The organism is Sphingobium sp. TomMM35A, from assembly GCF_054771735.1.
In genome coordinates, this window is record NZ_BSRC01000001.1 from 1,681,585 (window position 1) to 1,703,523 (window position 21,939).

Genomic DNA, 21,939 nt, shown 5'->3' on the forward strand with positions numbered 1-21,939 from the left:
TGTCGCAATATGTATCGCAGCGCCTCTAGCCCGCGATGATCGCTCGCGCGCGCCCGGTCGCTTCCTGCGTATCGATCGCCAGCTTCTTGACCTCTGCCGCGACCACGGAAAATCCCCTGCCCGCCTCCCCCGCGCGCGCCGCTTCGATCGATGCGTTCAGCGCCAGCAAATTGGTCTGGCGCGCGATGCCAGCGATCGATCCGACGATGCTGTTCACTTCGCTGAGTACCCGCTCGACATCGGCGCGGCGTTCGCTTTCCTGCAGGCGCAACCGATGCTCGGCCTCTTCGCGCGCGGCGACGGCGCGATATTGATCGCTGATGTCATGCGCAAACTTGATGACGCCGGTCTGCATGCCGTCAGGCCCGAATGTCGGGTTGTAGCTGCCCCGGATCCACACCTGCTGCCTTTGCTTGTCCAGACGGCGATAGGACCCGGTGTCGAACTGGCCGGACTGGAGCCGGTCCCAGAATTCGGCATAGTCGCGCGACGCGGCATAGTCCACTTCGCAGAACATGCGGTGATGACGCCCCTCTACATCGGCAAAGCGATAGCCGAACAGGTCGAGAAAATTATCGTTCGCCCCTGTGACGCGGCATTCGCGATCGAAGGTGACGATAGCCGTCGACCGCTCGATCGCCCGCCAGATCGACGCAGGCTCGATTTCAATACCTTGCACGGCAAATCTCCATCATGGGGATATGCCGTGCAGATGGTTAATTCGACGCTAAATTATATAGCGAAAGTGATATCATCAGCCGTCGCGGCGACCCAATAGACGAAGCCGCAACGCATTGAGCTTGATGAAGCCCGCCGCATCGCGCTGGTCATAAGCACCCGCATCATCCTCGAACGTCACGACCTTTTCGCTGTAGAGCGAATAGGGCGACTTGCGCCCGACGACATAGACGCCGCCCTTGTACAGCTTCAGGCGAACCGTGCCCGTCACCTTTTCCTGGCTGTAGTCGATCGCCGCCTGCAACATCTCGCGCTCGGGCGAGAACCAGAAGCCGTTGTAGATGAGTTCAGCATATTTGGGCGCCAGCTCATCCTTCAGATGTGCCGCGCCCCGGTCGAGCGTCAGCTGCTCGATACCACGGTGGGCGAGATAATAGATGGCGCCGCCCGGCGTTTCATACATGCCGCGCGACTTCATGCCCACGAAGCGGTTTTCGACCAGGTCGAGGCGGCCGATGCCATGCTTGCGGCCATATTCGTTCAGGGTTTCGAGCAGCGTCGCGGGGCTCATGCCCACGCCGTTGATCGCCACGCCATCGCCGCGTTCGAAATCGATGGTGATATATTCCGGCGCGTCGGGCGCATCTTCCGGGTTCACCGTGCGCGAATAGACATAGTCGGGCACTTCTTCCCACGGATCTTCCAGCACCTTGCCCTCGGACGAGGTGTGCAGCATGTTCGCGTCGGTCGAAAACGGGCTTTCGCCGCGCTTGTCCCGAGGGATCGGGATTTGGTGCTGCTCGGCGAATTCGATCAGGCGCGTGCGGCTGGTCAGGTCCCATTCCCGCCACGGCGCGATCACCTTGATGTCGGGCGACAGCGCATAATAGCCCAGCTCGAAACGCACCTGATCATTGCCCTTGCCGGTCGCGCCATGGCTGACGGCATCGGCTCCCACCTGCCGCGCTATCTCGATCTGCCGCTTGGCGATCAGCGGGCGGGCAATCGACGTGCCCAGCAGATACAATCCCTCATAAAGCGCGTTGCCGCGCATCATCGGGAACACATAGTCCTTCACAAATTCTTCGCGCAGGTCGTCGATAAAGATATGCTCGTCGCGCACGCCCATCAGCTTGGCCTTCTGGCGCGCGGGCTCCAGCTCCTCGCCCTGCCCCAGATCGGCCGTGAAGGTCACGACTTCGCATTGGTAGGTCTGCTGCAACCATTTCAGGATCACGCTTGTGTCGAGCCCTCCTGAGAAGGCAAGGACAATGCGGTTGATCTTATCGGACATGGGTGGAGCGACCTTCCTTAAAAACTTGGCCTGGTGCTGGCGCGAAATTACCGGCGCGCCGGTATCAGGGGTCGGCCCCAAGTGCAACCGAATCGACATGGATCAAGCAAGCAAAGGGGGCGGCACCTTGCGATGCCGCCCCCGTCTGCTGGTCGTTCGGTGGCTTTAGCGCGTTTGCGGCTTGAAGCTCATCCGGCGATTGCGATCCGCGCCCATCCGATAGACGGTCTGCATCTGCGGTTCGGCATGGATCGTCTGCGGCGGCACGGTTGCTCGCGCATCGCCATAAGGCGCCTGCTCCCGCTTCTCCTGCTGTGCGAGCAGGAACCGCGCCCGCGCGAGGCGCTTGCGCTGCGTCCGGAAGGGATTGTCCGCGCTCGGCGGTGCGGCGACCATCGCCTCCAGGCTGGAGCCATAAGCAGCCCCGGCAGCAAGCGGTGCGGGCGCGCGCGCGCCAGCGGGTTCAGCTATCGGCGCGGCAGCAGCAGGCTCCTCGACGATCGGGGTCGCCGACGTGGCGAAGACCTCGTCCTCCGCTTCCACACGACTGCGGCGGCGACGAACGGCTGCCGCCCCGCCAAGCCCAGCCAGCAGCAATGCGCCGCCGCCCAGAGCCCACAGGAGCGATTCGCTTGGACCAGCATCGGCAGCACTAGCTTCCCGCACCTCAGCCGTTGCAGCGGCAGCAGGTGCAGCTTCGCTCAGCGCAGGCACCGGAGCAACGGCAGCCTCACGCTGCGGAGCCGCCGCTACAGGTTGCGCCTCCGTCCGCTCCGCCGATCGCGCAGATTCAGCGCGGGGCGCGGACCTTACCGGCGCAGTCGCCGTGCGCGCACGCGGCCGGTCAGCGACAGGAGCCGCCGCCGTTTCGGCTTCCGAAGCAGCCACCGCAGCATTCAGCCGCTCTTCAACCGAGCTTGTCGGCTGGACCATCGCCTGAGGAGCCGGTGCGGCAGGCGCCACAACCGGCGGCGGCACGACGACAGTTGGCGAAGCCGCGTCCGGAGCAACAGCTTCCTGCGCGAAAGAATAGGTTGAACCAAGGGCCAGAACAGCGGCAATCGCGGCGCCAGCCGGGCGAGCAGAATGAATATATCCTCTCATAGCCCCAACTAAACCAACGAGCTTTTCAATTGACCGCAGACATGGTCACGGATTAACGACGAGTTGATTTTCCCAAAAGACGAGTTGTTTTATCTCACCATAAGATGAATATCCATTCATCTTGCGTGACCTACACCGCTCCCTCTGACTGCTTATCATCCCGACCGCTATTCAACCGGATCGACGTCACCATCCCGTCTGCTGCCATCCAGCAGCCGCTCCACCCGCGCATCTTCAGCCCGCCGCACCTCGCGCTCGGCCTTCGTCTGGCCGAACTTCGCCCGATTGGCAGCAGCCACCCGCTCTTTGTCCCTCCGCGCCTTGACCTTGCGCGCCTGCCGCAGATTGATGATGTCGGCCATTCTTCACCTCCGATCAGCCACAGCGTTCAGGTCAGAGCCCGTCCAGCGCGCGCTTCCCGCTTTCTGAACGGTTTCCCGTTGAACAGGAAGGACATGAGCGGCCATGGATAGGGAATGACGAAACCAGCGGCGACCATAATGCCATATTCCGCGAATATGTTCATGCACGCCCATCTTTGACGCAAGGCTGCTTGCCCGATACTGGCGTCTTCATGCGAGCGTCACCGCCAGAGAATCGGATACCGCCCGGATCCCTGCTGTTCCTGTTCAACCATGACGCGACCCACCAGCTTGCGCATACCGCTGGCATATTGAAGGTGCTGGCGCTGAGGGACGTGGATCGGCCCATCGTCTGCGCCTACGGCACCAGCGCGATCGCGCAACGCCTACGATCGATGCTGGGGGAAGAGGCTGCGGAGCGCATCGGCTGGTTCGACCTCAGCCTGCCCCGCCCAGGCCTGTTGACCCGGTTGATCAACCGGATCGCGCCTGCCGAAAGGCTGAAGCGGCTTACCCATCATGCGGGCGAACTGCGCAACGCCACCCTGATCGTCAGCCCGGAACGTACCTGCCTTCATCTCAAGCGCCAATGGAAAGAGGACGGCCCACAATTCATCTTCGTACCGCACGGCGCGGGCGACCGCTCCGTCACCTATCATCCCGACATGAGCGGCTTCGACGCCATGCTCGTTTCGGGGCGCAAGGTCGCGGATGAAATGATCCGCCACGGCCTGGCTTCACCTGAAACGGTCGCCATCATCGGCTACCCTAAATTCGACCTCATCAATCGCCAGGCCACCCGCAAATTCTTTGAGAACGACCGCCCGACCTTCCTCTACAACCCGCATTTCGATCCCCACCTGTCCAGCTGGTATGATCATGGCCCGGCGTTGATCGACTGGTTCGCCTTTGGTCCCGGGCAGGCCTATAATCTCGTCTTCGCGCCCCACATCATGCTGTTCCGGAAGAAACTGCATATCTCGCCGGAATATCGCATGGCGCGGCGGCGGCCCGACCTCAACCCGCAGTGGCGGCAATGCGCCAACATCCGCATCGACATCGACAGCGAAGCGCTGACCGACATGAGCTACACGCTGTCGGCGGATGCCTATATCGGGGATGTCAGCAGCCAGATTTACGAATTTCTCATTCGCCCCCGCCCTGCCTTCTTCATCGACACGCATAGCCGGGCAGATGACGAAGCGCTGCCTTACCTCTCGTGGAGCGCGGGCGACGTGGTTCGTTCGGCAGCGTCCCTTTTCCCCCTGCTCCCCCATTTTGAAGAGCGGGGCCGTCTTTATGAGGCCCGGCAGGAGGAAATCTTCGACTACACCATGTCGCGCAGCACCCGTCCCTCATCAGTGCGAGGCGCAGACGCGATCCTGTCATGGTTGGCGAACGCGAAGTTCGCATGATGATCTGATTGCGAGCAGCCTCTGCAGACATCAGGCGAAACGAAAATTATAAGGCGTGATTCCAGCGTACGCTGGTTTGCGAGCGAAGGCAGGCCACAGATATCAGCCAATCGGCAGTTCCCTCTATCGCACAGTGCTCAAGCCGCTGACCCCACAACCAACTCCGCTGAGGCAGACCTGGCCTCTCTAATTCTGCGCGTTTATGTGTGTCGATCATAGTCTCCCAGCGTTGGGAAGAATTCCGGTCGAATAAGCCCTTTGGCAGAATTATAAAGGCAATGTCGTTTGCAGCCGCCCACCGCAGGACATTTGACGGCTGCGTGGCAAGCAGCGCGTCAATCGTCAAATTGAGTCGGCGACGCATCATTGATCTATAGCCAGACTTATAGGGTAGAGCCGTTTCCCATGACCAATAGACAGTTCGCGAAACGGCTATCGGCAGCCGGTCAAGATCGGGCGATAGTCCCGCGACGACGCCATGCTGCGAATTGTCCAGCAGCGCTGGAGCAAGCTCAGGTGAATCCAATCCTCTTAAACCCGCATAAGGCCAAGATCCTTTGAACCCATATAGACACAAAGGCGCGAGAGTGAATAGGCCCACCAACCAATAGCGCCTTTGGGCGCAAAGCTGATCCGCCAACGACGAAGCGGAAAGGGCAACTACGATTCCGATAGCATAAGAAGGAAATCGCGATGGCAGGTAGAGAGTAAACAAGGTGAAGTGCGCCGCGATCCATAACAAAAGACCTGAACCTGCAATTACCGAATTCCAGTAGAGCAATTTTCCTCGACTTTTGGCAAGAAACAGTCCGGCAATACCCGCTGCCACCAATGGCCAAGCATGATAGACATTGCTGGGGATTAATCCGCTCCGGCTACCTGTAAGCCAGAAACGTGCCGATCCTTCGAAAAAGAATTGTGCTCGTCCGCCAGGCTGAAAATCAGAGAGTTGCTTCGCTTCCGCTAGCGTCACCGTAGGGCCCCAGGGATCAGCCGGAAGCAAAGTGGCCAGTACCAGCAATGCTGGTACTACGGCCGCTATTCCCCATAGTAGCAAATCCGCCCAGTCACGGGTCCGATAGAACGATATAAGCTGGTCAATCATCACGATGCAAAGAGCTAAAGCGACAATCGGGGGGTAGATCAACGCGCCCACGCACAGGACGATCATCATCCACCAGCGATGCCGCCCCGCCAACATCCATAACGCAGCGGCTAATACCGCCCAACCGATCGCGCGGGCAGAACCGGTTGCGGCATCATCGCGAAAGCTTAGAAAAAGAATCAGCGCCGCTGGCACAAAAGCCGAAGTCAGCGTTTCCGCACCTGCTGCTCGAGCAAACCTCCAGGCACAGAGCGCCGCCAAGACAGCACTGCCGAGCCCGATCGCCCATGCAGCGGCAACGGGATCAATCCCGACTAAGGCTATTCCCGTGTATAGAGCACGAAACAGCAGCCCATTGCTGGTCAAAAAGAAATCGCCGATCGCGCTTTCGCCTATTGGGCTGATCGCCAGATAACGGCGAAACCAGACGATATGCTGACCCATGTCGTCTTGGGTGGGAATGGCCGCAGTGGCTGCTTGCAGGAATAGGCCCGCTATCCACAAGCCTAACGAACAGAACAAGCCTAAGACAGCAACCAGGCTAGGTCTTTCATGCAGGCGATCATACAGGGTGGAAGACTTGATACTTATAGACGAGATATTTGACACAAGTCGACACACCTTGAACTAGAAAAGCAAGAATAGCCGGGGCTAGCCCTGCCTGGCTGACCAATACCGTAAAAACTAGCCATTCTCCGCCACGGAATGCCAGAGAGGTGATCAGATAGACGCCAGCCTGCTTAGGCAAACTGCGCCCCTTCTCCGCGAAGACAAAAAACCGATTACAAAGGAAATTAAAGATCAAGGATATGATGAGCGCGACGGCGTATGCGACGGATGGATTGGAACCCAATCTAATCAACAGGCTCATGACCAATAATATCAGCGCGAATGATACCGCTCCCGCGCCTAAAAACCGCCCGAAACCGAAGAGATGAGTCACAGTCGATTCTCTATCGCTCGGTTCGACGCCGAGTCATGTCCGCCACCAACGCGAGAACAGACAAATTTAGCGCAACGACAAGGAGCGAAACGGTAAGATCCGTCAAATTCCAGCGCGTAATATCGTAAATTGCAGATCCGGTTAACAGCAGCCAGCTAAGGAAAATAAGCGGAGAAAGAATCCGGAGCGGCGCGAAGTACATCCCTGTCCGCACTATCAGGGAAATGAATCTCAGCGTATCACGAATAGGAGCGATCTTCGACGAGCCGATCCGCTTGGAATAACTGATCGGCTTGAACACTACATCCCGATCTTCCATCAGGGCTGCCATGGTTATCGTTGTCGTGAAACTGAAACCGCTGGGCAGGATGTGAATGTGCCTTAATGCAAGATCCCGATCGAACACACGCATCCCGGAATTTATGTCGGGAATTTCCTGCCGGGTTACCCACTGCGCGTAGCGCCTCAGGAAAATCTTGGGAATAGCTCTAATCTTTGAATAATCTACTCCGTCCCCAATACGCGCGCCTACAACCATAGTGCCGGGCGTTAACAGCAAATCGATCATTCGATTATGTGGATAAGTGCCGTCGGCGTCCGTAATCGCAATCCGCTGCCCATGCGCCGCGCGAACACCTGATTTAAGCGACGCTCCATAGCCTCGGTTGATCGAGTGACGGATCGTGCGCAGACGCGGCAGTTCCAGAGCCGTCGCTTCAATTATGTCTCCGCTACCATCGGTCGAGCCATCATCTACGACTATAATCTCAAAGCGATCGACACCAAACTGCTCACTCAACAACGCATCCAGTGTCCGTACAGTCCCTTCGATAGCGTCAACCTCGTTGAAGCAGGGAATTATGAGAGTGAACGCTATCGAATCGCGCGCATCAGCTTTTACGCCAAGGTTATGCGGCCTAGAGGGTATAGCGCCGCTAGCTTGGGCAGGAGAAACGTTCGTCATCGCGCCTGATATTCACATCAGACCAAGTTTGACAAGTCGCATCGATTTAAATCAGTATTGGGATCTTACCTACCGGAGCCTTCCATCAGAACACGATATGGGAGAAGCAAAAAACCCGGTAATTGCTTTCCTCTATCGCGGATGCGATTTTGTCTGACTATCTTCACAGACGTAAGAGCGTGTTCCGGATGGTTTCTACGCAGGCCAGCAACCAGCGCCTAACCCTTACCGGCTAGTCGCTCCCGAACTTGATCGGCAATCCCTCTACCTTCATGAGCCCTGCTCTTTTGCCGATTGAACCGCGGGCGCGGGTCCGATAACGCGCAAGCGGCATTTCGCTTCATTTGTCAATCGCCGGGCGGGACCATGGGCAGCGGCCAACCTCATTCCTTGCACGGCCCCTTGCACGCGGAGGCCATGCTCGATCACACCCATCGCATCGCAATCTATCTCTATGAGCCGAGCGACGGCGGGCTGGACCGGGTCGCGATCCTGCTCGCCAACCATCTGGCGGCACAGGGAACAGGCGCGGAACTGTGGATGGCCCGGACCGATGGCCCCCTCTCCTCGCTGATTGCGCCCGATGTTACCGTGCGCCAGGTCCCTGCGGCCAAGCTTCCGCGCGGCCTCTCGATGCTCACCCAACTGCCCGCGCTCCGCCACATGATCCGCCGCCATCGGCCGCATATCCTCTATTCGGCAGGCAATCAGAGCAATCTCCTCGTCGCCCTCGCCGTCGCGGGCACGCAAGCCCAGGCGGTCGGCCGCATCTCCAACCCCATCGTCCGCCCCGGCAAGCGCGGCATCCTTGCGTGGCTCCGGCGCAAGCGATTCCAACTGACCGCCTGGCTCAGCGGCCGCACCATCGTCATGGGCAGCAGCGATGCCGATCTGCTCGGCCATGGCTGCCCCTCGGTCCATGCAAAGGTCGCCTTCCTGCCGCGTCCCACCGTAACCCCGCTGCTGGAGCAAGTGGGGCGCGAACGCCGCCCGACCTCACCTAGCACAGTGCGGGAACTTCTCGCGGTCGGCCGCCTCGTCCCGCAAAAGGACCATCGCACGATGTTCGCGGCCCTCGCCCAGGTGAAGGGCCATGACTGGCGCCTGCGCATCGCCGGGCAAGGACCGTTGCTCGACGACCTCAAGCAGCAGGCCGCCGACCTCGACATAGCCGACCGCATCGACTTTCTCGGCTTCGTCTCCGACCCTCAGGCCTTGGCCGAGCTTTATGCAAACGCCGAACTGCTGTTGCAGTCCTCCCGCTGGGAAGGCCTCACCGCCACCGCGATCGAAGCGCTCGCATGCGGGTGCCAGCTCGTCATCACCGACTGCACCCCCAATCTGCGCGACATCATCGCCGATGCCGGGCAGCATCCGATGGTGCCGGTGGGCGATGCGGCCGCTTTCGCTCGGGCGATAGACTGGACCCTCTCCCGCACCGCCGACCCCAATCGCGCGCGGGAAGCGGTGCGCAGTTACGGCGTGGAGGCCGCGCTTTCCCAATATCAGGCCTTGTTCGCGGAGATGCTGCGCTAGCGCGTCGTCACCTACCTGTCACCGTTCACCCTGAGCTTGTCGAAGCCTGTCCTGAGCGCCTGCTGCAAGCAGGCAGCCGACGGGGGTTTCACTTCTTTTGAGCAAGAGCGGGAGGGTCTGAACGAACTACCCCTACCTCAAATGCCGCCGCACCGCCGCCGCCCGCATCACAAAACCACCCATGGAAGCCACCAGCACCCCCAGTGCCGCCCCCTGCGCACCCAGCCGGGGCAACAACACCACCAGCAGCGCGCCCAAAATCGCGCATTCCACCAGCCGCACCATCACCGTCAGCCGCTGCCGGTCGATCGTCATCAAAATGGGATCGAAACTGACTCCCGCCATCTCGATCGCCGCCGCGCCCGCCAGCAACAACAGCAACGGATAGGCCGGCAGGTACGCCGCGCCGGACATCTTGACCAGCACCCACTCCCCGACGAGCCAGAGCATCAGGATGATGAATATGGCGCTCAAGGCCGCAGCCGCGCTGATCTGCCGCGACAGCTTGCGCAGCGCGCTCATGTCGCCTTCCTGCCCGCCGCGCATATGATGGCGCGTGGACTCGGCAAAGATCGCGCGCGACATGAGCTGCGAGAAAGTCGTCATCGCATTGCCCAGCTGCGCCGCCAGCCGGTAATATCCAGCCCCCGTGGTGCCCGCGAACATGCCCACCAGGAAAATCGGCACATTGTTGATCAGCGCCAGCAGGCTGAGGTTGATGTTGCTCGCGACCGAAAAGTTGAGGATGCCGGGAAAGTGCCGCCGCGCCTCACCTATCCCGACCGGCTTCACGGCGCCGATGTGACTGCGGCCATAGCGAAAGGCGAGGATCCAGTAGGTCGTGGACACCACCACTTCCGAACAGGCCCAGGCCATCAGGAATCCGAGCGGCGTCGGATTGAACCACCAGGCGATCAGCGCGCCTGCCATGCGCGTGATCGGCATCATGCTTTCCGCCAAAGCCGCCGCTGCAAAGCGATCCAGCAGGCGCAATATGCCGACCGCCGTAGACCGCGTGGCCAGCAGCACGACGGATGCATAGCCCAGCCCCATCCAGGCGACCTGCCGGTTCCATCCCAGCACCGGACCCAGCAGCAGCGCAATGGCCGCAGCGAGCGCAATCCCCGCCACCGCGCTCAGCACATCGATCGTCAATGTCGCGCCGACGAGCCGGGCGAGCGAGGATTTCTGCTCATCCCGCAATGGCGCCTGCCCGAACTTCACCACCGCCTGCCAGCTGTCGAAGGTGACGATGCGCGCGATGAACTGGGCGATCGCGATGACCAGGCTGAACACGCCGAAGCCCGCCGGCCCCATCGTTCTCGTCGCAATGGCGAGGTAGACAAGGCTCAGCACCGCGCCCAGCCCCTTGCCGCCGAGCAGCCAGCCCGTGTTGCGGACTATGTTCGCAAAGCCACGCTTCTCTCCCACGCCGCCTGCTATCGCCCGTCTGAACCGACTTATCATGGCGCCTGATTGCCGAACTCACCGCCGATGCCAAGGGGAATTGTCGAGGCGAAAGCTCAGGATGCAACCCAAATAGATGTCTAGCAAGTCGGCCCGTGCCAAAAATATCCCGCTTACCCCAGCCCCCCAATTGCTCTATCACCCCCGCATGGCCACGCCTTCCCTGCGCCAACTCGATATCTTCGCGCAGATGGTGGCGGCGGGCAGCATGGCGCGCTGCGCCCGCGACCTTGGCGTTCCGGTGGAGGACATCGCCCGCGACATCGCCTCGCTGGAAATGCGCCTGGGCTACCGCCTTTTCGAAGGGCCCCTCGACCGTCAGCGGCTGACCCCCGCCGGGCGCAAGACTGCCGAGGCGATGACCCTCCTGTCGCAGGATCAGGAGGAAAATTGGGCGTCCGGAGACGTCGCTCCGCCTCCACCTCCTGCGCCTGCCCCGGCGGAAGCAGCGCCTCTACAGCCCTCCCGTCAAGCAGACCGGCAGTCCATCGTCCTCGCCGCGCCCGCGCCCGTTTTCGGTCATTTCCAGGAAGCGCTCGCCGCGTTCGAGGAAGCGAACGAGGATATCGCGATAACCCTCGACCTCTCCATTCACTTGGGCGAAGAGGCACGCGCGGCGCTGGAGCAGGGTCGCGTCGACATCGCCTATTTCTATGCGTTGGGCGAGCAGCCGGGGCTACCCTCTCGCTATGGCTGGTCAGAACAGATCAACCTCTATGCCGGAGCGGATCATCCCCTCGCCCGCCGCGACATCGTCACGCCCGACGATCTCATGATCAGCCCGACTCTGGCAATGGAGCCGCAGAACGGCCTCCGCCGCATCATCGACGAAGCCCTTGCCCGCGATGGCATCCGCATGGGCGCTCCGGTGCTCGAAACCGACAATATGTTCGACATCATGACGATATTGCGGGAAGGCGCGGGCTGTTTCGCCGCCTTCGGCCCCCTCGCGCGCGACCTCGGCCGCATGCAAGGCATCCGCCGCCTGCCCCTCGAACGCCCCCTCCCCTCTATAGAGGTCCGGCAAGCCCTGCACCCCCGCGCCGACCCGGATTCCCCTGCTCACGCCCTCGCAGAATTTCTCTTCCTGTAGCGAAGCGGGCCTCAAGCGCGCGCGCTTTCCAAGCCCCCCGGCCAGCGCCCTGAGGCCTCGCCGCGCTCCATCAGCCGCCAGGAGAAGTAGAACGCGCACCTCCGCTGGAAGAACGGCGGCTCGATCCTCCGAACACCGCGCGGCCGATTTCATGGGCGACTTGCCGTCCTACCGACGATGCGGCGGAACGCGTGGCGAACTGAACCGCCCGGTCCAGGGCAGACGGTTTGGCGGCCCCTCGCGCAGCTGCTGCCACGCTTCGCCTGCTCCTTGAGCTCGGCGTCGCGCTGCTCCCGCGATGCTGGACGGCAGACATTACGCGCTTTTCCCATCAGACCCGCGCCATCTCCTTCCATGAAGCCGTCAACTCACCGGCAGGGGTGATCGGTAACACCCCCGCTTACCCTCGCGGACGCCGACGCCCATCGCCTTGCGCTCGACGCCCGGATGTCGCGATGCCCGATGCCCGATGCCCGATGCCCGATGCCCGATGCCCGATGCCCGATGCCCGATGCCCGATGCCCGATGCCCGATGCCCGATGCCCGATGCCCGATGCCCGATGCCCGATGCCCGATGCCCGATGCCCGATGCCCGATGCCCGATGCCCGATGCCCGATGCCCGATGCCCGATGCCCGATGCCCGATGCCCGATGCCCGATGCCCGATGCCCGATGCCCGATGCCCGATGCCCGATGCCCGATGCCCGATGCCCGATGCCCGATGCCCGATGCCCGATGCCCGATGCCCGATGCCCGATGCCCGATGCCCGATGCCCGATGCCCGATGCCCGATGCCCGATGCCCAGGGTCGAACAAGGCGCAAGCCGCGCCGTCAACTGCCTCTGCATCAAGACGAGCTGTTTTCTCCGGTAAACTTCCCCATTGATACGTTATAACATTTAAGCTAGGCGCGACCCGCAAACTGTTTTAATCGAGGCTTTCCTTCATGAATTCCCCCCTGCCGCTCCTCCGAGCCAGCTGCGCCATCGCCCCGATCTGCCTTGCTTTCCCCGCCATCTCCCAAACCACATCCCCCCAGCAGTCCGCCTATCACGACCAGCAGGCTGATATCGTCGTCACCGCCATCATCCCCCGGCGTCAGGGCGACATATTGTCGGGAACGTCGATCCTCTCCGGCGCGGAACTGACCCGCGACCTGCGTCCGACCATCGGCGAGACGTTGGCGCGCCAGCCCGGCGTGTCCGCGACATCCTTCGGCCCCAACGCCTCCCGCCCCGTCCTTCGCGGCTTTCAGGGCGAACGCGTGCGCATCCTGACCGACGGCATCGGCAGTTTCGACGTGTCGAACACCTCGGTCGATCACGCCGTCGCGATCAATCCGCTGACCGCCGACCGAATCGAAATCCTGCGCGGCCCTTCGGCGCTGCTCTACGGCTCGTCCGCGATTGGCGGCGTGGTCAATGTGATCGACAGCCGCATTCCCCGCCGCGTCCCCGACGAACCGGTGCATGTGGACGGCATCGCCACCTATGGCAGCGCAGCCGACGAGCGGACTGTCGCTGGCGAGATCGAAGTGCCCATCGGCGGAGGCCTGGTTGCGCATGCCGATGGCAGCTACACCAAGACGAGCGACTTGCGGACCGGCGGCTATATCCTCTCCGCTCCGCTGCGCGCGATCGCCGCCGCGTCTGACGAGGAGGACATCCGGGAAGATGGGCGGCTGCGCGGCAAGCTGCCGAATACGGCGGCGGAAACCTGGGAAGTGGCAGGCGGCATCGCCTATGTCGGGGACCGGGGCAATCTGGGCTTCTCCGTCTCCCACAGCGAAAATCGCTATGGCGTCCCATCGCGTATCGACGTGACGGAGGCGCACGACCATGACAATGACCATGATCATGATCATGGCGATGAGGATGATCATGATCATGATCATGGTCATTCCCACGAGGATGTGACGCTCGCCATGCGGCAGACGCGCGCCGACCTGCGCGGCGAAGTCGCGGTGAACGGCCCCTTCCTCGACAGCATCCGCCTGCGCGCGGGCTGGGCAACCTATCGGCATGATGAAATCGAGCCGACAGGCGAAATCGGCACGACCTTCCGCAACCAATCGATGGAAAGCCGGCTGGAATTCATCCAGTCCCGCCGTGGCGCCTGGGATGGTGCGACCGGCGTGCAATATTTCACCCGCCGCTTTTCAGCAGATGGCGAGGAAAAGTTCCTGCCCCGGAACCAAACAGAGCAGCTGGGCTTCTTCACGCTCCAGTCGATCGATCTGGGTGATACCCGGCTCGAGGCTGGGGCACGCTACGAAAAGACGCGCCTGCGCTCGGACCCTGACGCCGACTTGTTCATCGCAGGGCAGCGCCGCAGCTTCGACGCGGCGTCCGCATCCATCGGCGCAAGCCAGCAGGTGGTGCCCGGCTGGCGGCTGGGCCTGAACCTCGCCCGCACCGAACGCGCCCCATCCGCCGAAGAACTGTTCGCGCGGGGCAATCACGCGGGCACGCAGGCATTCGAGCTTGGCAATCCCGACTTCGGCCTGGAAAAGAGCTGGGGCGTGGAAGGATCGCTGCGCGGTCAGGGCAACGGTTACACCCTCTCCCTGTCGGCCTATCACAACTGGTTCGACGGTTATATCTATGACGCGATCGTCGACGACAGCGTGTGCCAGGCGGCCAATGGAGGCGCAGAGCTCGGATTCCCCTGCTTCCAATATGCCCAGGCTGACGCGCGCTATTGGGGCATCGAAGTGGAGGGGTCGGTGAAGCTGGCGCAGCTGGGCCGCTATGCCCTCAACCTCGATGGCGTAGCCGATTATGTCCGTGCGACCATCACCGGGTCGGGGCCTGCGCCGCGCATCCCGCCGCTCCGCCTTCTGGGCGGGCTGCAGTTGCAGGACGACCGGCTGACGCTGCGCGGCGAGGTGGAGCATAGTTTCGCGCAGGATCGCATCGCCTCTTCGGAAACGCGTACAGGCGGTTTCACGCTGGTCAACGCATCACTGTCATTCAAGCCGTTCAGCGGCAACGACCGCACCAGCATCACCGTCAGCGCCAACAATATCTTCGATGTGGAAGCGCGGCGCCATGCCAGCGTGCTCAAGGACTTCGCGCCGCTCGCCGGGCGCGACATCCGCGTGACGGCGCGCCTGTCCATCTGACCAACCTGGTTGATTGCGCAATGTGACGATTTCGTTACAAGGCGCGCATGAACCGGGAGCGGCCAGAAGCGCGGCGGGCGTTGGGAGGGGGTGACTGATGCGTCAGATCGCCGCCCTTCCCTACGCCACCGCCGATGACGGCTCCATGCGCATTCTGCTGATCACGTCGCGCGAAACCCGCCGGTGGGTGATCCCCAAGGGCAATCGTATCAAGGGCATGGCCTCGCACCGGGCCGCTGAGCTCGAAGCCTATGAAGAGGCGGGCATCCACGGCATCGCCTGCCCCGCCCCCCTAGGCCGCTACCGCTATGACAAACGCCGCCGCAAAGGTGGCTCGCGCGAAGCCACGGTGGAGGTTTTTCCGCTTGCGGTGACGGGCCAGTTGTCGCAATGGCCCGAACAGGGGCAGAGGGAACTGCGCTGGTTTCCGGTCGCCGAGGCCGCGAAGGCAGTCGACGAACCCGATCTTCAAACCATTATCGCGGCCTTTCGCGAACCGCCGCGTGATCCCGGCTTGTTCGTCCGAATGCTGCTGCGGGTCAAGGAATGGCAAAGCGAAAGGACTGGAATGCTGCGGTGGTTTCACGCGCTGATGCCCAAGCAGGGGCGCTTCTTCGAACAGTTCGAAGATCATGCGGCAACCCTGGTTGCGGGGGCTGACGCGCTCGCCAAACTGCTGAAGGGCGGGCCGGACATGGACGCGCATATTCAGGAGATTTCGGCGCGGGAACATGAAGCGGACGACATCATCCGCGAGGTGTTGCAGGACGTCCGCCGCATCTTCGTCACCCCGTTCGACCGCAGCGCCATAACTGGCCTGATCGGCGTGATGGACGACGCCATCGACCAGATGAACCAGACCGCCAAGGCGATCGCCCTGTTCGAGGTCAAGGATTTCGCTCCGCAGATGCAGGATATGAGCGCGCTCATCGTCGAATGCGCCCGCATCACCGCCGAAGCCATGCCACTCCTGCGCTCGCTCAGCCTCAACTCAGTGCGGCTCCACGACCTAACGGAGCGGCTGGTGAAGCTGGAAGGCCATGCCGACATATTGCATGAGGCAGGTCTGAAGGCGCTCTACAATCAAGCGCGCCAGGGCAATCCCATGGACTTTGTCGTCGGCAATGAAATCTACGCCCATCTGGAAAAGGTGACTGATCGGTTTGAGGATGTCGCCAATGAAATCTCCGGCCTTGTGATCGATCACGCCTGACGCCTCTCGCTTCCTCCGCTTGAGCAGAGCCCGGAAAAGAGGCAGCACGCATATGCCGTTTCTCGATCACGCTCGAAGCGAACCGAAGTAGGACGCCTCCATCCATGCAGGACAAAGCATAACCCGCCATGGAAGCCCATCTCGCCTTTCCGCTGCTTGTCGCCCTTATCGGGGTGGCGCTTGCATTCGACTTCCTGAACGGCCTGCATGACGCGGCGAACTCGATCGCCACGATCGTATCGACGCGCGTGTTGAAGCCTCAATATGCCGTGGCCTGGGCGGCCTTTTTCAATTTCATCGCCTTCCTTTTCTTCGGCCTTCATGTCGCGGAGACGGTTGGCAAGGGCATCGTCGATGCGAGCATCATCGATCCGCAGGTGATCTTCGGGGCTCTGATGGGCGCGATCGCGTGGAACCTCATCACCTGGGGGCTGGGCATCCCCTCCTCCAGCAGCCACGCTCTGATCGGCGGCCTGCTGGGTGCGGGCACGGCCAAGGCGGGTTTGAGCGCAGTGGTCTGGAGCGGCGTGTTCAAGACCAGCGCCGCTATTGTGATGTCTCCCGCCATCGGCCTGCTGCTCGCGCTGCTACTGGTCCTGATCATCAGTTGGATCTTCCGCCGCTTCACTCCGCAGGGCGCGGACCGCGTCTTCCGCAAGCTGCAACTCGTCTCCGCCTCGCTCTACTCGCTCGGCCATGGCGGCAACGACGCGCAAAAGACGATGGGGATCATCGCTGTCCTTCTTTATTCGCAGGGCATGCTTGAAGGCGGCTTCCACGTTCCTTTCTGGGTCGTGATTTCCTGTCAGGCCGCGATGGGCATCGGCACGCTGCTGGGCGGATGGAAAATCGTCCACACCATGGGATCGAAGATCACGCGCCTCACTCCAGCCCAGGGCTTCTGCGCGGAAACCGGCGGCGCGATCACGCTTTTCATGGCGACGCATCTTGGCGTCCCGGTGTCGACGACCCACACCATCACTGGTGCGATCGTCGGCGTCGGCGCTTCGCGCCGCCTGTCCGCAGTCCGCTGGAACGTCGCCTCAAGCATCGTCATTGCCTGGGTGGTGACTCTCCCGGCGGCGGCGCTGATTGGTGCGGGTTTTTACGAATTGACCAGGCTGTTCTGACGTTCGCCCCTTCACAAGCGGCGGCCTTGTCTCTATATGGCGTTTTGAAAATCCGGTTCCTGCAAGCTTTCCAGCAAGCATGGACCGTCCCCTGGATCGCCCGGGGACCGGCTTCGAATAGCGCGCGAAACCGGCGGGATTGGGCGACATTAGTGGGTCACAAGGTGCTGACAGTGCGGATCGGACAGTCCCGGCCCGCACTTTTTTGCGTGGCGGCATAGGCGCGAATCAGCGCTTGGAGCCGTCTCGTCAGGCTGAATTTTCGCTGTGATGCGAATTAATGCGACGAACTACAGGCAGGAAACGCAATGGCGACCAAAGCTCTCCCCCCGATCAGCAATACCGGCGCGAAGAAGCGCATCAGAAAGGTATTCGGCGACATCCACGAAGTGGTGCAGATGCCGAACCTGATCGAGGTCCAGCGGGAGAGCTATGAACAGTTCCTCCGCTCCGATCCGAAGACCGGCTATGTCTCCGGCCTGGAAAAGACTCTGCGCTCGGTCTTTCCGATCCGCGATTTCGCGGGCACCGCCGAAATGGACTTCGTTCATTATGAACTGGAAGATCCGAAGTACGACGTCGAAGAATGCCGTCAGCGCGGCATCACCTACGCCGCCCCGATGCGCGTCACGCTGCGCCTGATCGTGTTCGAGGTCGACCAGGACACCGAAACCCGCTCCGTGCTCGATATCAAGGAGCAGGACGTCTACATGGGCGACATGCCGCTCATGACGCAGAACGGCACCTTCATCGTCAATGGCACAGAGCGCGTCATCGTGTCGCAGATGCACCGGTCGCCGGGCGTCCTGTTCGACCATGACCGTGGCAAGACCCACTCGTCGGGCAAATATCTGTTTGCCGCGCGCGTGATTCCGTATCGCGGTTCGTGGCTGGACTTCGAATTCGACGCCAAGGACATCGTCAACGTCCGTATCGACCGTAAGCGCAAGCTGCCGGTGACGGCGCTGCTCTATGCGCTCGGCCTCAATGCCGAAGACATTCTTGGCTATTTCTATAACAAAGTGACCTTCCTGCGCGGCGAAGGCGGCTGGCAGATCCCCTATACCGCCGAAGCATGGCGCGGTCAGAAGCCGGCGTTCGACATTGTCGATGCAAAGTCGGGCGAAGTCGTGTTCGCCGCCGGTCACAAGATTTCCCCCCGCGCCGCCAACAAGGCGGAAAAGGACGGGCTCGAAACGCTGCTGATCCCGACCGAGGAAGTCTATGGCCGCTACAGCGCCTACGACCTCATTAACGAAAGCACTGGCGAAATCTACATCGAGGCTGGCGACGAAGTATCGCCGGAAAATCTCGAAAAGCTCGACAAGGCGGGCATCGACCGCCTTGAACTGCTCGACATTGATCATGTCACCACCGGTCCCTGGATCCGCAACACGCTGAAAGCCGACAAGGCTGAAGAGCGCGACCAGGCGCTGTCCGATATCTATCGCGTCATGCGCCCCGGCGAACCGCCGACGAAGGAAACTGCCGAAGCCCTCTTCGCTGGCCTCTTCTTCGATCCCGAGCGCTATGACCTGTCGGCCGTGGGCCGCGTGAAGCTGAACATGCGCCTCGACCTCGATGCCGAGGACACCGTCACCACGCTCCGCACCGAGGACATTCTCGCCGTCGTCAAGGAATTGGTGAACCTGAAGGACGGCAAGGGCGAGATCGACGATATCGACAATCTCGGCAATCGCCGCGTCCGTTCGGTGGGCGAGCTGCTAGAAAACCAGTATCGCGTCGGCCTTCTCCGCATGGAGCGCGCCGTCAAGGAACGCATGTCGAGCGTCGACGTGTCGACCGTGATGCCGAACGATCTCATCAACGCAAAGCCCGCCGTGGCTGCGGTGCGTGAATTCTTCGGCTCCTCACAGCTCTCGCAGTTCATGGACCAGACCAACCCGCTGTCGGAAGTCACCCACAAGCGCCGCGTGTCGGCGCTTGGGCCGGGCGGTCTTACCCGTGAGCGCGCAGGCTTCGAAGTCCGCGACGTTCACCCAACCCATTATGGCCGTATCTGCCCGATCGAAACGCCGGAAGGCCCGAACATCGGTCTGATCAACAGCCTTGCGACCTTCAGCCGCGTCAACAAGTACGGCTTCATCGAGACACCCTATCGCAAGGTGATCGACGGCAAGGTTACCAATGAGGTCGTCTATCTGTCGGCGATGGAAGAAGCCAAGCACACGATCGCGCAGGCCAACGCTGAGCTGAACGACGATGGCACGCTGGCCGAAGACCTGATCTCGGCGCGTGAAGCGGGCGAATTCCTGATGGCGCCCAAGGACCACATCACCCTGATGGACGTCAGTCCCAAGCAGCTGGTGTCGGTCGCAGCCTCGCTCATTCCGTTCCTGGAAAACGATGACGCCAACCGCGCGCTCATGGGATCGAACATGCAGCGTCAGGCCGTGCCGCTCGTCAATGCCGAGGCGCCGTTCGTCGGCACCGGCATGGAAGGTACGGTTGCGCGTGACTCCGGCGCAGCCATCGCGGCCAAGCGTCCCGGCATCGTTGACCAGGTCGACGCGACCCGTATCGTCATCCGCGCAACCGGCGATATCGAACCCGGCCAGTCGGGCGTCGACATCTATACGCTCCAGAAGTTCCAGCGTTCGAACCAGGACACCTGCATCAACCAGCGTCCGCTGGTGAAGGTGGGCGACCTGATCGAGGGCGGCGACGTGATCGCCGACGGTCCCTCGACCGAGTTCGGCGAACTGGCGCTGGGCCGGAACACGCTGGTCGCGTTCATGCCCTGGAACGGCTACAACTACGAAGACTCCATCCTGATCTCCGAGCGGATCGTGAAGGATGACGTCTTCACCTCGATCCATATCGAGGAGTTCGAGGTCATGGCCCGCGATACCAAGCTCGGACCGGAAGACATCACCCGCGACATTCCGAACGTCGGTGAAGAAGCGCTGCGCAACCTCGACGAGGCGGGTATCGTCTACATCGGCGCCGAAGTGGAACCGGGCGACATTCTGGTCGGCAAGATCACCCCCAAGGGTGAATCGCCGATGACCCCGGAAGAAAAGCTGCTCCGTGCGATCTTCGGTGAAAAGGCGAGCGACGTGCGCGACACCTCGCTGCGTCTGCCGCCGGGCGTTGCCGGTACGGTCGTGGAAGTCCGCGTCTTCAACCGCCACGGCATCGACAAGGACGAGCGCGCCATGGCGATCGAGCGGGAGGAAATCGACCGCCTCGCCAAGGATCGTGAAGACGAACGCGCCATCCTCAATCGCGCGACCTTCAACCGCTTGCAGGAAATGCTGCTCGGCCAGACGGCCACGGCTGCTCCCAAGGGCGTCAAGAAGGGCGTGGAGATCGACGAGGCCCTGCTCTCTGAAGTCGAGCGTCATGAATGGTGGAAGTTCGCGGTTGCGGACGACGCCCGCCAAGCCGGCATCGAAGCCGTTAAGGCGCAGTATGACGAAGCGGTGAAGCTGATCGTCGAGAAGTTCGAGGATCGCGTCGACAAGCTGCAGCGCGGCGACGAGCTGCCCCCGGGCGTGCTGAAGATGGTGAAGGTCTTCGTCGCGGTGAAGCGCAAGCTGCAGCCGGGCGACAAGATGGCCGGCCGTCACGGCAACAAGGGTGTCATCTCTCGCATCCTGCCCATCGAGGACATGCCGTTCCTTGAGGACGGCACCCATGTCGACATCGTGCTTAACCCGCTCGGCGTGCCATCGCGCATGAACGTCGGGCAGATCTTCGAAACGCACCTCGGCTGGGCCGCGCGCGGCCTTGGCCAGCAACTCAAGCATGCGCTGGAGGAATGGCGTGACGCCAACCCAAATGCCCAGGGCGGCGAGATGCCGGACGCTGTGAAGACCCGTCTGCTCGAAACCTACGGGCCGCAATATGCTGACCAGATCGAAGGCCGCACGGCCGAGCAGATCGTTGACTTGGCTCAGCATCTTACACGCGGCGTGCCGATGGCGACGCCGGTGTTCGACGGTGCGCGCGAAGCCGACGTTTCGGCGATGCTGGAGCTAGCGGGCTTGCACTCGTCGGGTCAGTCGGACCTGTATGACGGCCGGACTGGCGATCGGTTCGACCGCAAGGTGACCGTCGGTATCATCTACATGCTGAAGCTGCACCACCTGGTCGACGACAAGATCCACGCACGTTCCATCGGCCCCTACTCGCTTGTTACCCAGCAGCCGCTGGGCGGTAAGGCGCAGTTTGGTGGCCAGCGCTTCGGTGAAATGGAGGTGTGGGCGCTCCAGGCCTATGGTGCCGCCTACACGCTGCAGGAAATGCTGACGGTGAAGTCCGACGACGTGGTCGGCCGTACCAAGGTCTATGAAGCGATCGTCAAGGGTGACGACACTTTCGAGGCCGGTATTCCCGAAAGCTTCAACGTGCTGGTCAAGGAAATGCGCTCGCTGGGCCTCAACGTCGAACTCGCGTCTATGGACGAGATCGAGGAAGACGGCGACGGCTTCGCGCAGGCGGCGGAATAAGGGAACCTCGGAGCGCTGTCTCCCGAAGGCAGCGCG

The 21,939-nt window shown here is 61.8% G+C and carries 17 protein-coding genes and 1 pseudogene; 7 read left to right on the forward strand and 11 right to left on the reverse strand.

The genetic code is table 11. From position 1 onward, the window contains the following. Positions 1-25 precede the first annotated feature (25 nt). The 5 genes from ACYU8T_RS08370 to ACYU8T_RS08390 form a co-directional block, all read right to left on the reverse strand. Positions 26-679, reverse strand: a complete 654-nt coding sequence (locus ACYU8T_RS08370; RefSeq protein ID WP_461159087.1) for a PAS domain-containing protein — start codon at positions 677-679, stop codon at positions 26-28. Positions 680-754: 75 nt separating this feature from the next. Next, entirely contained in the window at positions 755-1,972 is a 1,218-nt protein-coding gene (locus ACYU8T_RS08375) for an argininosuccinate synthase (protein WP_097092182.1), read from the reverse strand. A 165-nt stretch (positions 1,973-2,137) separates the two neighbouring features. Then, positions 2,138-3,076, reverse strand: a complete 939-nt coding sequence (locus ACYU8T_RS08380) for a hypothetical protein (RefSeq protein ID WP_461159088.1) — start codon at positions 3,074-3,076, stop codon at positions 2,138-2,140. A 167-nt stretch (positions 3,077-3,243) separates the two neighbouring features. Continuing rightward, positions 3,244-3,438: a DUF4169 family protein gene (locus tag ACYU8T_RS08385; RefSeq protein ID WP_461159089.1), complete on the reverse strand. Its 195-nt coding sequence runs from the start codon at positions 3,436-3,438 to the stop codon at positions 3,244-3,246. A gap of 26 nt (positions 3,439-3,464) precedes the next feature. After that, positions 3,465-3,602, reverse strand: a complete 138-nt coding sequence (locus ACYU8T_RS08390) for a hypothetical protein (RefSeq protein WP_461159090.1) — start codon at positions 3,600-3,602, stop codon at positions 3,465-3,467. 48 nt (positions 3,603-3,650) lie between these two features. On the opposite strand from ACYU8T_RS08390, the gene ACYU8T_RS08395 reads away from it, so the two are divergent. Then, a complete protein-coding gene (locus tag ACYU8T_RS08395; RefSeq protein ID WP_461159091.1) occupies positions 3,651-4,853 on the forward strand; it encodes a hypothetical protein in 1,203 nt (400 codons plus the stop codon). Positions 4,854-4,899: 46 nt separating this feature from the next. Here ACYU8T_RS08395 and ACYU8T_RS08400 read toward each other — a convergent pair whose 3' ends face one another. The 3 genes from ACYU8T_RS08400 to ACYU8T_RS08410 form a co-directional block, all read right to left on the reverse strand. Continuing rightward, a complete protein-coding gene (locus tag ACYU8T_RS08400; RefSeq protein ID WP_461159092.1) occupies positions 4,900-6,402 on the reverse strand; it encodes a hypothetical protein in 1,503 nt (500 codons plus the stop codon). A gap of 118 nt (positions 6,403-6,520) precedes the next feature. Beyond that, on the reverse strand, positions 6,521-6,901 hold the full coding sequence (locus ACYU8T_RS08405) for a GtrA family protein (RefSeq protein ID WP_461159093.1): 381 nt from the start codon (positions 6,899-6,901) through the stop codon (positions 6,521-6,523). Between the two features lie 10 nt (positions 6,902-6,911). Further along, a complete protein-coding gene (locus ACYU8T_RS08410) occupies positions 6,912-7,865 on the reverse strand; it encodes a glycosyltransferase family 2 protein (RefSeq protein WP_461159094.1) in 954 nt (317 codons plus the stop codon). A gap of 417 nt (positions 7,866-8,282) precedes the next feature. On the opposite strand from ACYU8T_RS08410, the gene ACYU8T_RS08415 reads away from it, so the two are divergent. After that, positions 8,283-9,401: a glycosyltransferase gene (locus ACYU8T_RS08415; RefSeq protein ID WP_461159095.1), complete on the forward strand. Its 1,119-nt coding sequence runs from the start codon at positions 8,283-8,285 to the stop codon at positions 9,399-9,401. Between the two features lie 132 nt (positions 9,402-9,533). Here the strand turns inward: ACYU8T_RS08415 and ACYU8T_RS08420 are convergent, their stop codons facing one another. Next, positions 9,534-10,868: a lipopolysaccharide biosynthesis protein gene (locus tag ACYU8T_RS08420; RefSeq protein ID WP_247230536.1), complete on the reverse strand. Its 1,335-nt coding sequence runs from the start codon at positions 10,866-10,868 to the stop codon at positions 9,534-9,536. 148 nt (positions 10,869-11,016) lie between these two features. On the opposite strand from ACYU8T_RS08420, the gene ACYU8T_RS08425 reads away from it, so the two are divergent. Further along, a complete protein-coding gene (locus ACYU8T_RS08425) occupies positions 11,017-11,961 on the forward strand; it encodes a LysR family transcriptional regulator (protein WP_201514759.1) in 945 nt (314 codons plus the stop codon). A gap of 70 nt (positions 11,962-12,031) precedes the next feature. Here ACYU8T_RS08425 and ACYU8T_RS08430 read toward each other — a convergent pair. Continuing rightward, positions 12,032-12,251 (reverse strand): annotated as a pseudogene (locus ACYU8T_RS08430) (hypothetical protein); the annotation flags it as partial. 73 nt (positions 12,252-12,324) lie between these two features. Further along, positions 12,325-12,777, reverse strand: a complete 453-nt coding sequence (locus ACYU8T_RS08435; protein WP_461159096.1) for a hypothetical protein — start codon at positions 12,775-12,777, stop codon at positions 12,325-12,327. Positions 12,778-12,907: 130 nt separating this feature from the next. Here ACYU8T_RS08435 and ACYU8T_RS08440 point away from each other — a divergent pair, with 130 nt between their 5' ends. From ACYU8T_RS08440 to rpoB, 4 genes are all read left to right on the forward strand, one after another. Next, positions 12,908-15,085 carry a TonB-dependent receptor domain-containing protein gene (locus ACYU8T_RS08440; protein ID WP_461159097.1) on the forward strand — a complete coding sequence of 726 codons (2,178 nt, stop codon included), beginning with the start codon at positions 12,908-12,910 and terminating at the stop codon, positions 15,083-15,085. 97 nt (positions 15,086-15,182) lie between these two features. After that, positions 15,183-16,298, forward strand: a complete 1,116-nt coding sequence (locus ACYU8T_RS08445) for a DUF47 family protein (protein ID WP_461159098.1) — start codon at positions 15,183-15,185, stop codon at positions 16,296-16,298. A gap of 128 nt (positions 16,299-16,426) precedes the next feature. Next, complete coding sequence (locus tag ACYU8T_RS08450; RefSeq protein ID WP_247230531.1) at positions 16,427-17,428, forward strand: inorganic phosphate transporter; 1,002 nt, start codon at positions 16,427-16,429, stop codon at positions 17,426-17,428. 308 nt (positions 17,429-17,736) lie between these two features. After that, a complete protein-coding gene (gene rpoB, locus ACYU8T_RS08455) occupies positions 17,737-21,903 on the forward strand; it encodes a DNA-directed RNA polymerase subunit beta (protein ID WP_247230529.1) in 4,167 nt (1,388 codons plus the stop codon). Positions 21,904-21,939 lie beyond the last annotated feature (36 nt).

Coding starts and splice junctions, on each gene's coding strand:
- ACYU8T_RS08375 (WP_097092182.1), bottom strand. CDS start 1,972: ATGTCCGATAAGATCAACCGCATTGTCCTTGCCTTCTCAGGAGGGCTC.
- ACYU8T_RS08380 (WP_461159088.1), bottom strand. CDS start 3,076: ATGAGAGGATATATTCATTCTGCTCGCCCGGCTGGCGCCGCGATTGCC.
- ACYU8T_RS08385 (WP_461159089.1), bottom strand. CDS start 3,438: ATGGCCGACATCATCAATCTGCGGCAGGCGCGCAAGGTCAAGGCGCGG.
- ACYU8T_RS08390 (WP_461159090.1), bottom strand. CDS start 3,602: ATGAACATATTCGCGGAATATGGCATTATGGTCGCCGCTGGTTTCGTC.
- ACYU8T_RS08395 (WP_461159091.1), top strand. CDS start 3,651: ATGCGAGCGTCACCGCCAGAGAATCGGATACCGCCCGGATCCCTGCTG.
- ACYU8T_RS08400 (WP_461159092.1), bottom strand. CDS start 6,402: ATGGGTCAGCATATCGTCTGGTTTCGCCGTTATCTGGCGATCAGCCCA.
- ACYU8T_RS08410 (WP_461159094.1), bottom strand. CDS start 7,865: ATGACGAACGTTTCTCCTGCCCAAGCTAGCGGCGCTATACCCTCTAGG.
- ACYU8T_RS08415 (WP_461159095.1), top strand. CDS start 8,283: ATGCTCGATCACACCCATCGCATCGCAATCTATCTCTATGAGCCGAGC.
- ACYU8T_RS08420 (WP_247230536.1), bottom strand. CDS start 10,868: ATGATAAGTCGGTTCAGACGGGCGATAGCAGGCGGCGTGGGAGAGAAG.
- ACYU8T_RS08425 (WP_201514759.1), top strand. CDS start 11,017: ATGGCCACGCCTTCCCTGCGCCAACTCGATATCTTCGCGCAGATGGTG.
- ACYU8T_RS08440 (WP_461159097.1), top strand. CDS start 12,908: ATGAATTCCCCCCTGCCGCTCCTCCGAGCCAGCTGCGCCATCGCCCCG.
- ACYU8T_RS08445 (WP_461159098.1), top strand. CDS start 15,183: ATGCGTCAGATCGCCGCCCTTCCCTACGCCACCGCCGATGACGGCTCC.
- ACYU8T_RS08450 (WP_247230531.1), top strand. CDS start 16,427: ATGGAAGCCCATCTCGCCTTTCCGCTGCTTGTCGCCCTTATCGGGGTG.
- rpoB (WP_247230529.1), top strand. CDS start 17,737: ATGGCGACCAAAGCTCTCCCCCCGATCAGCAATACCGGCGCGAAGAAG.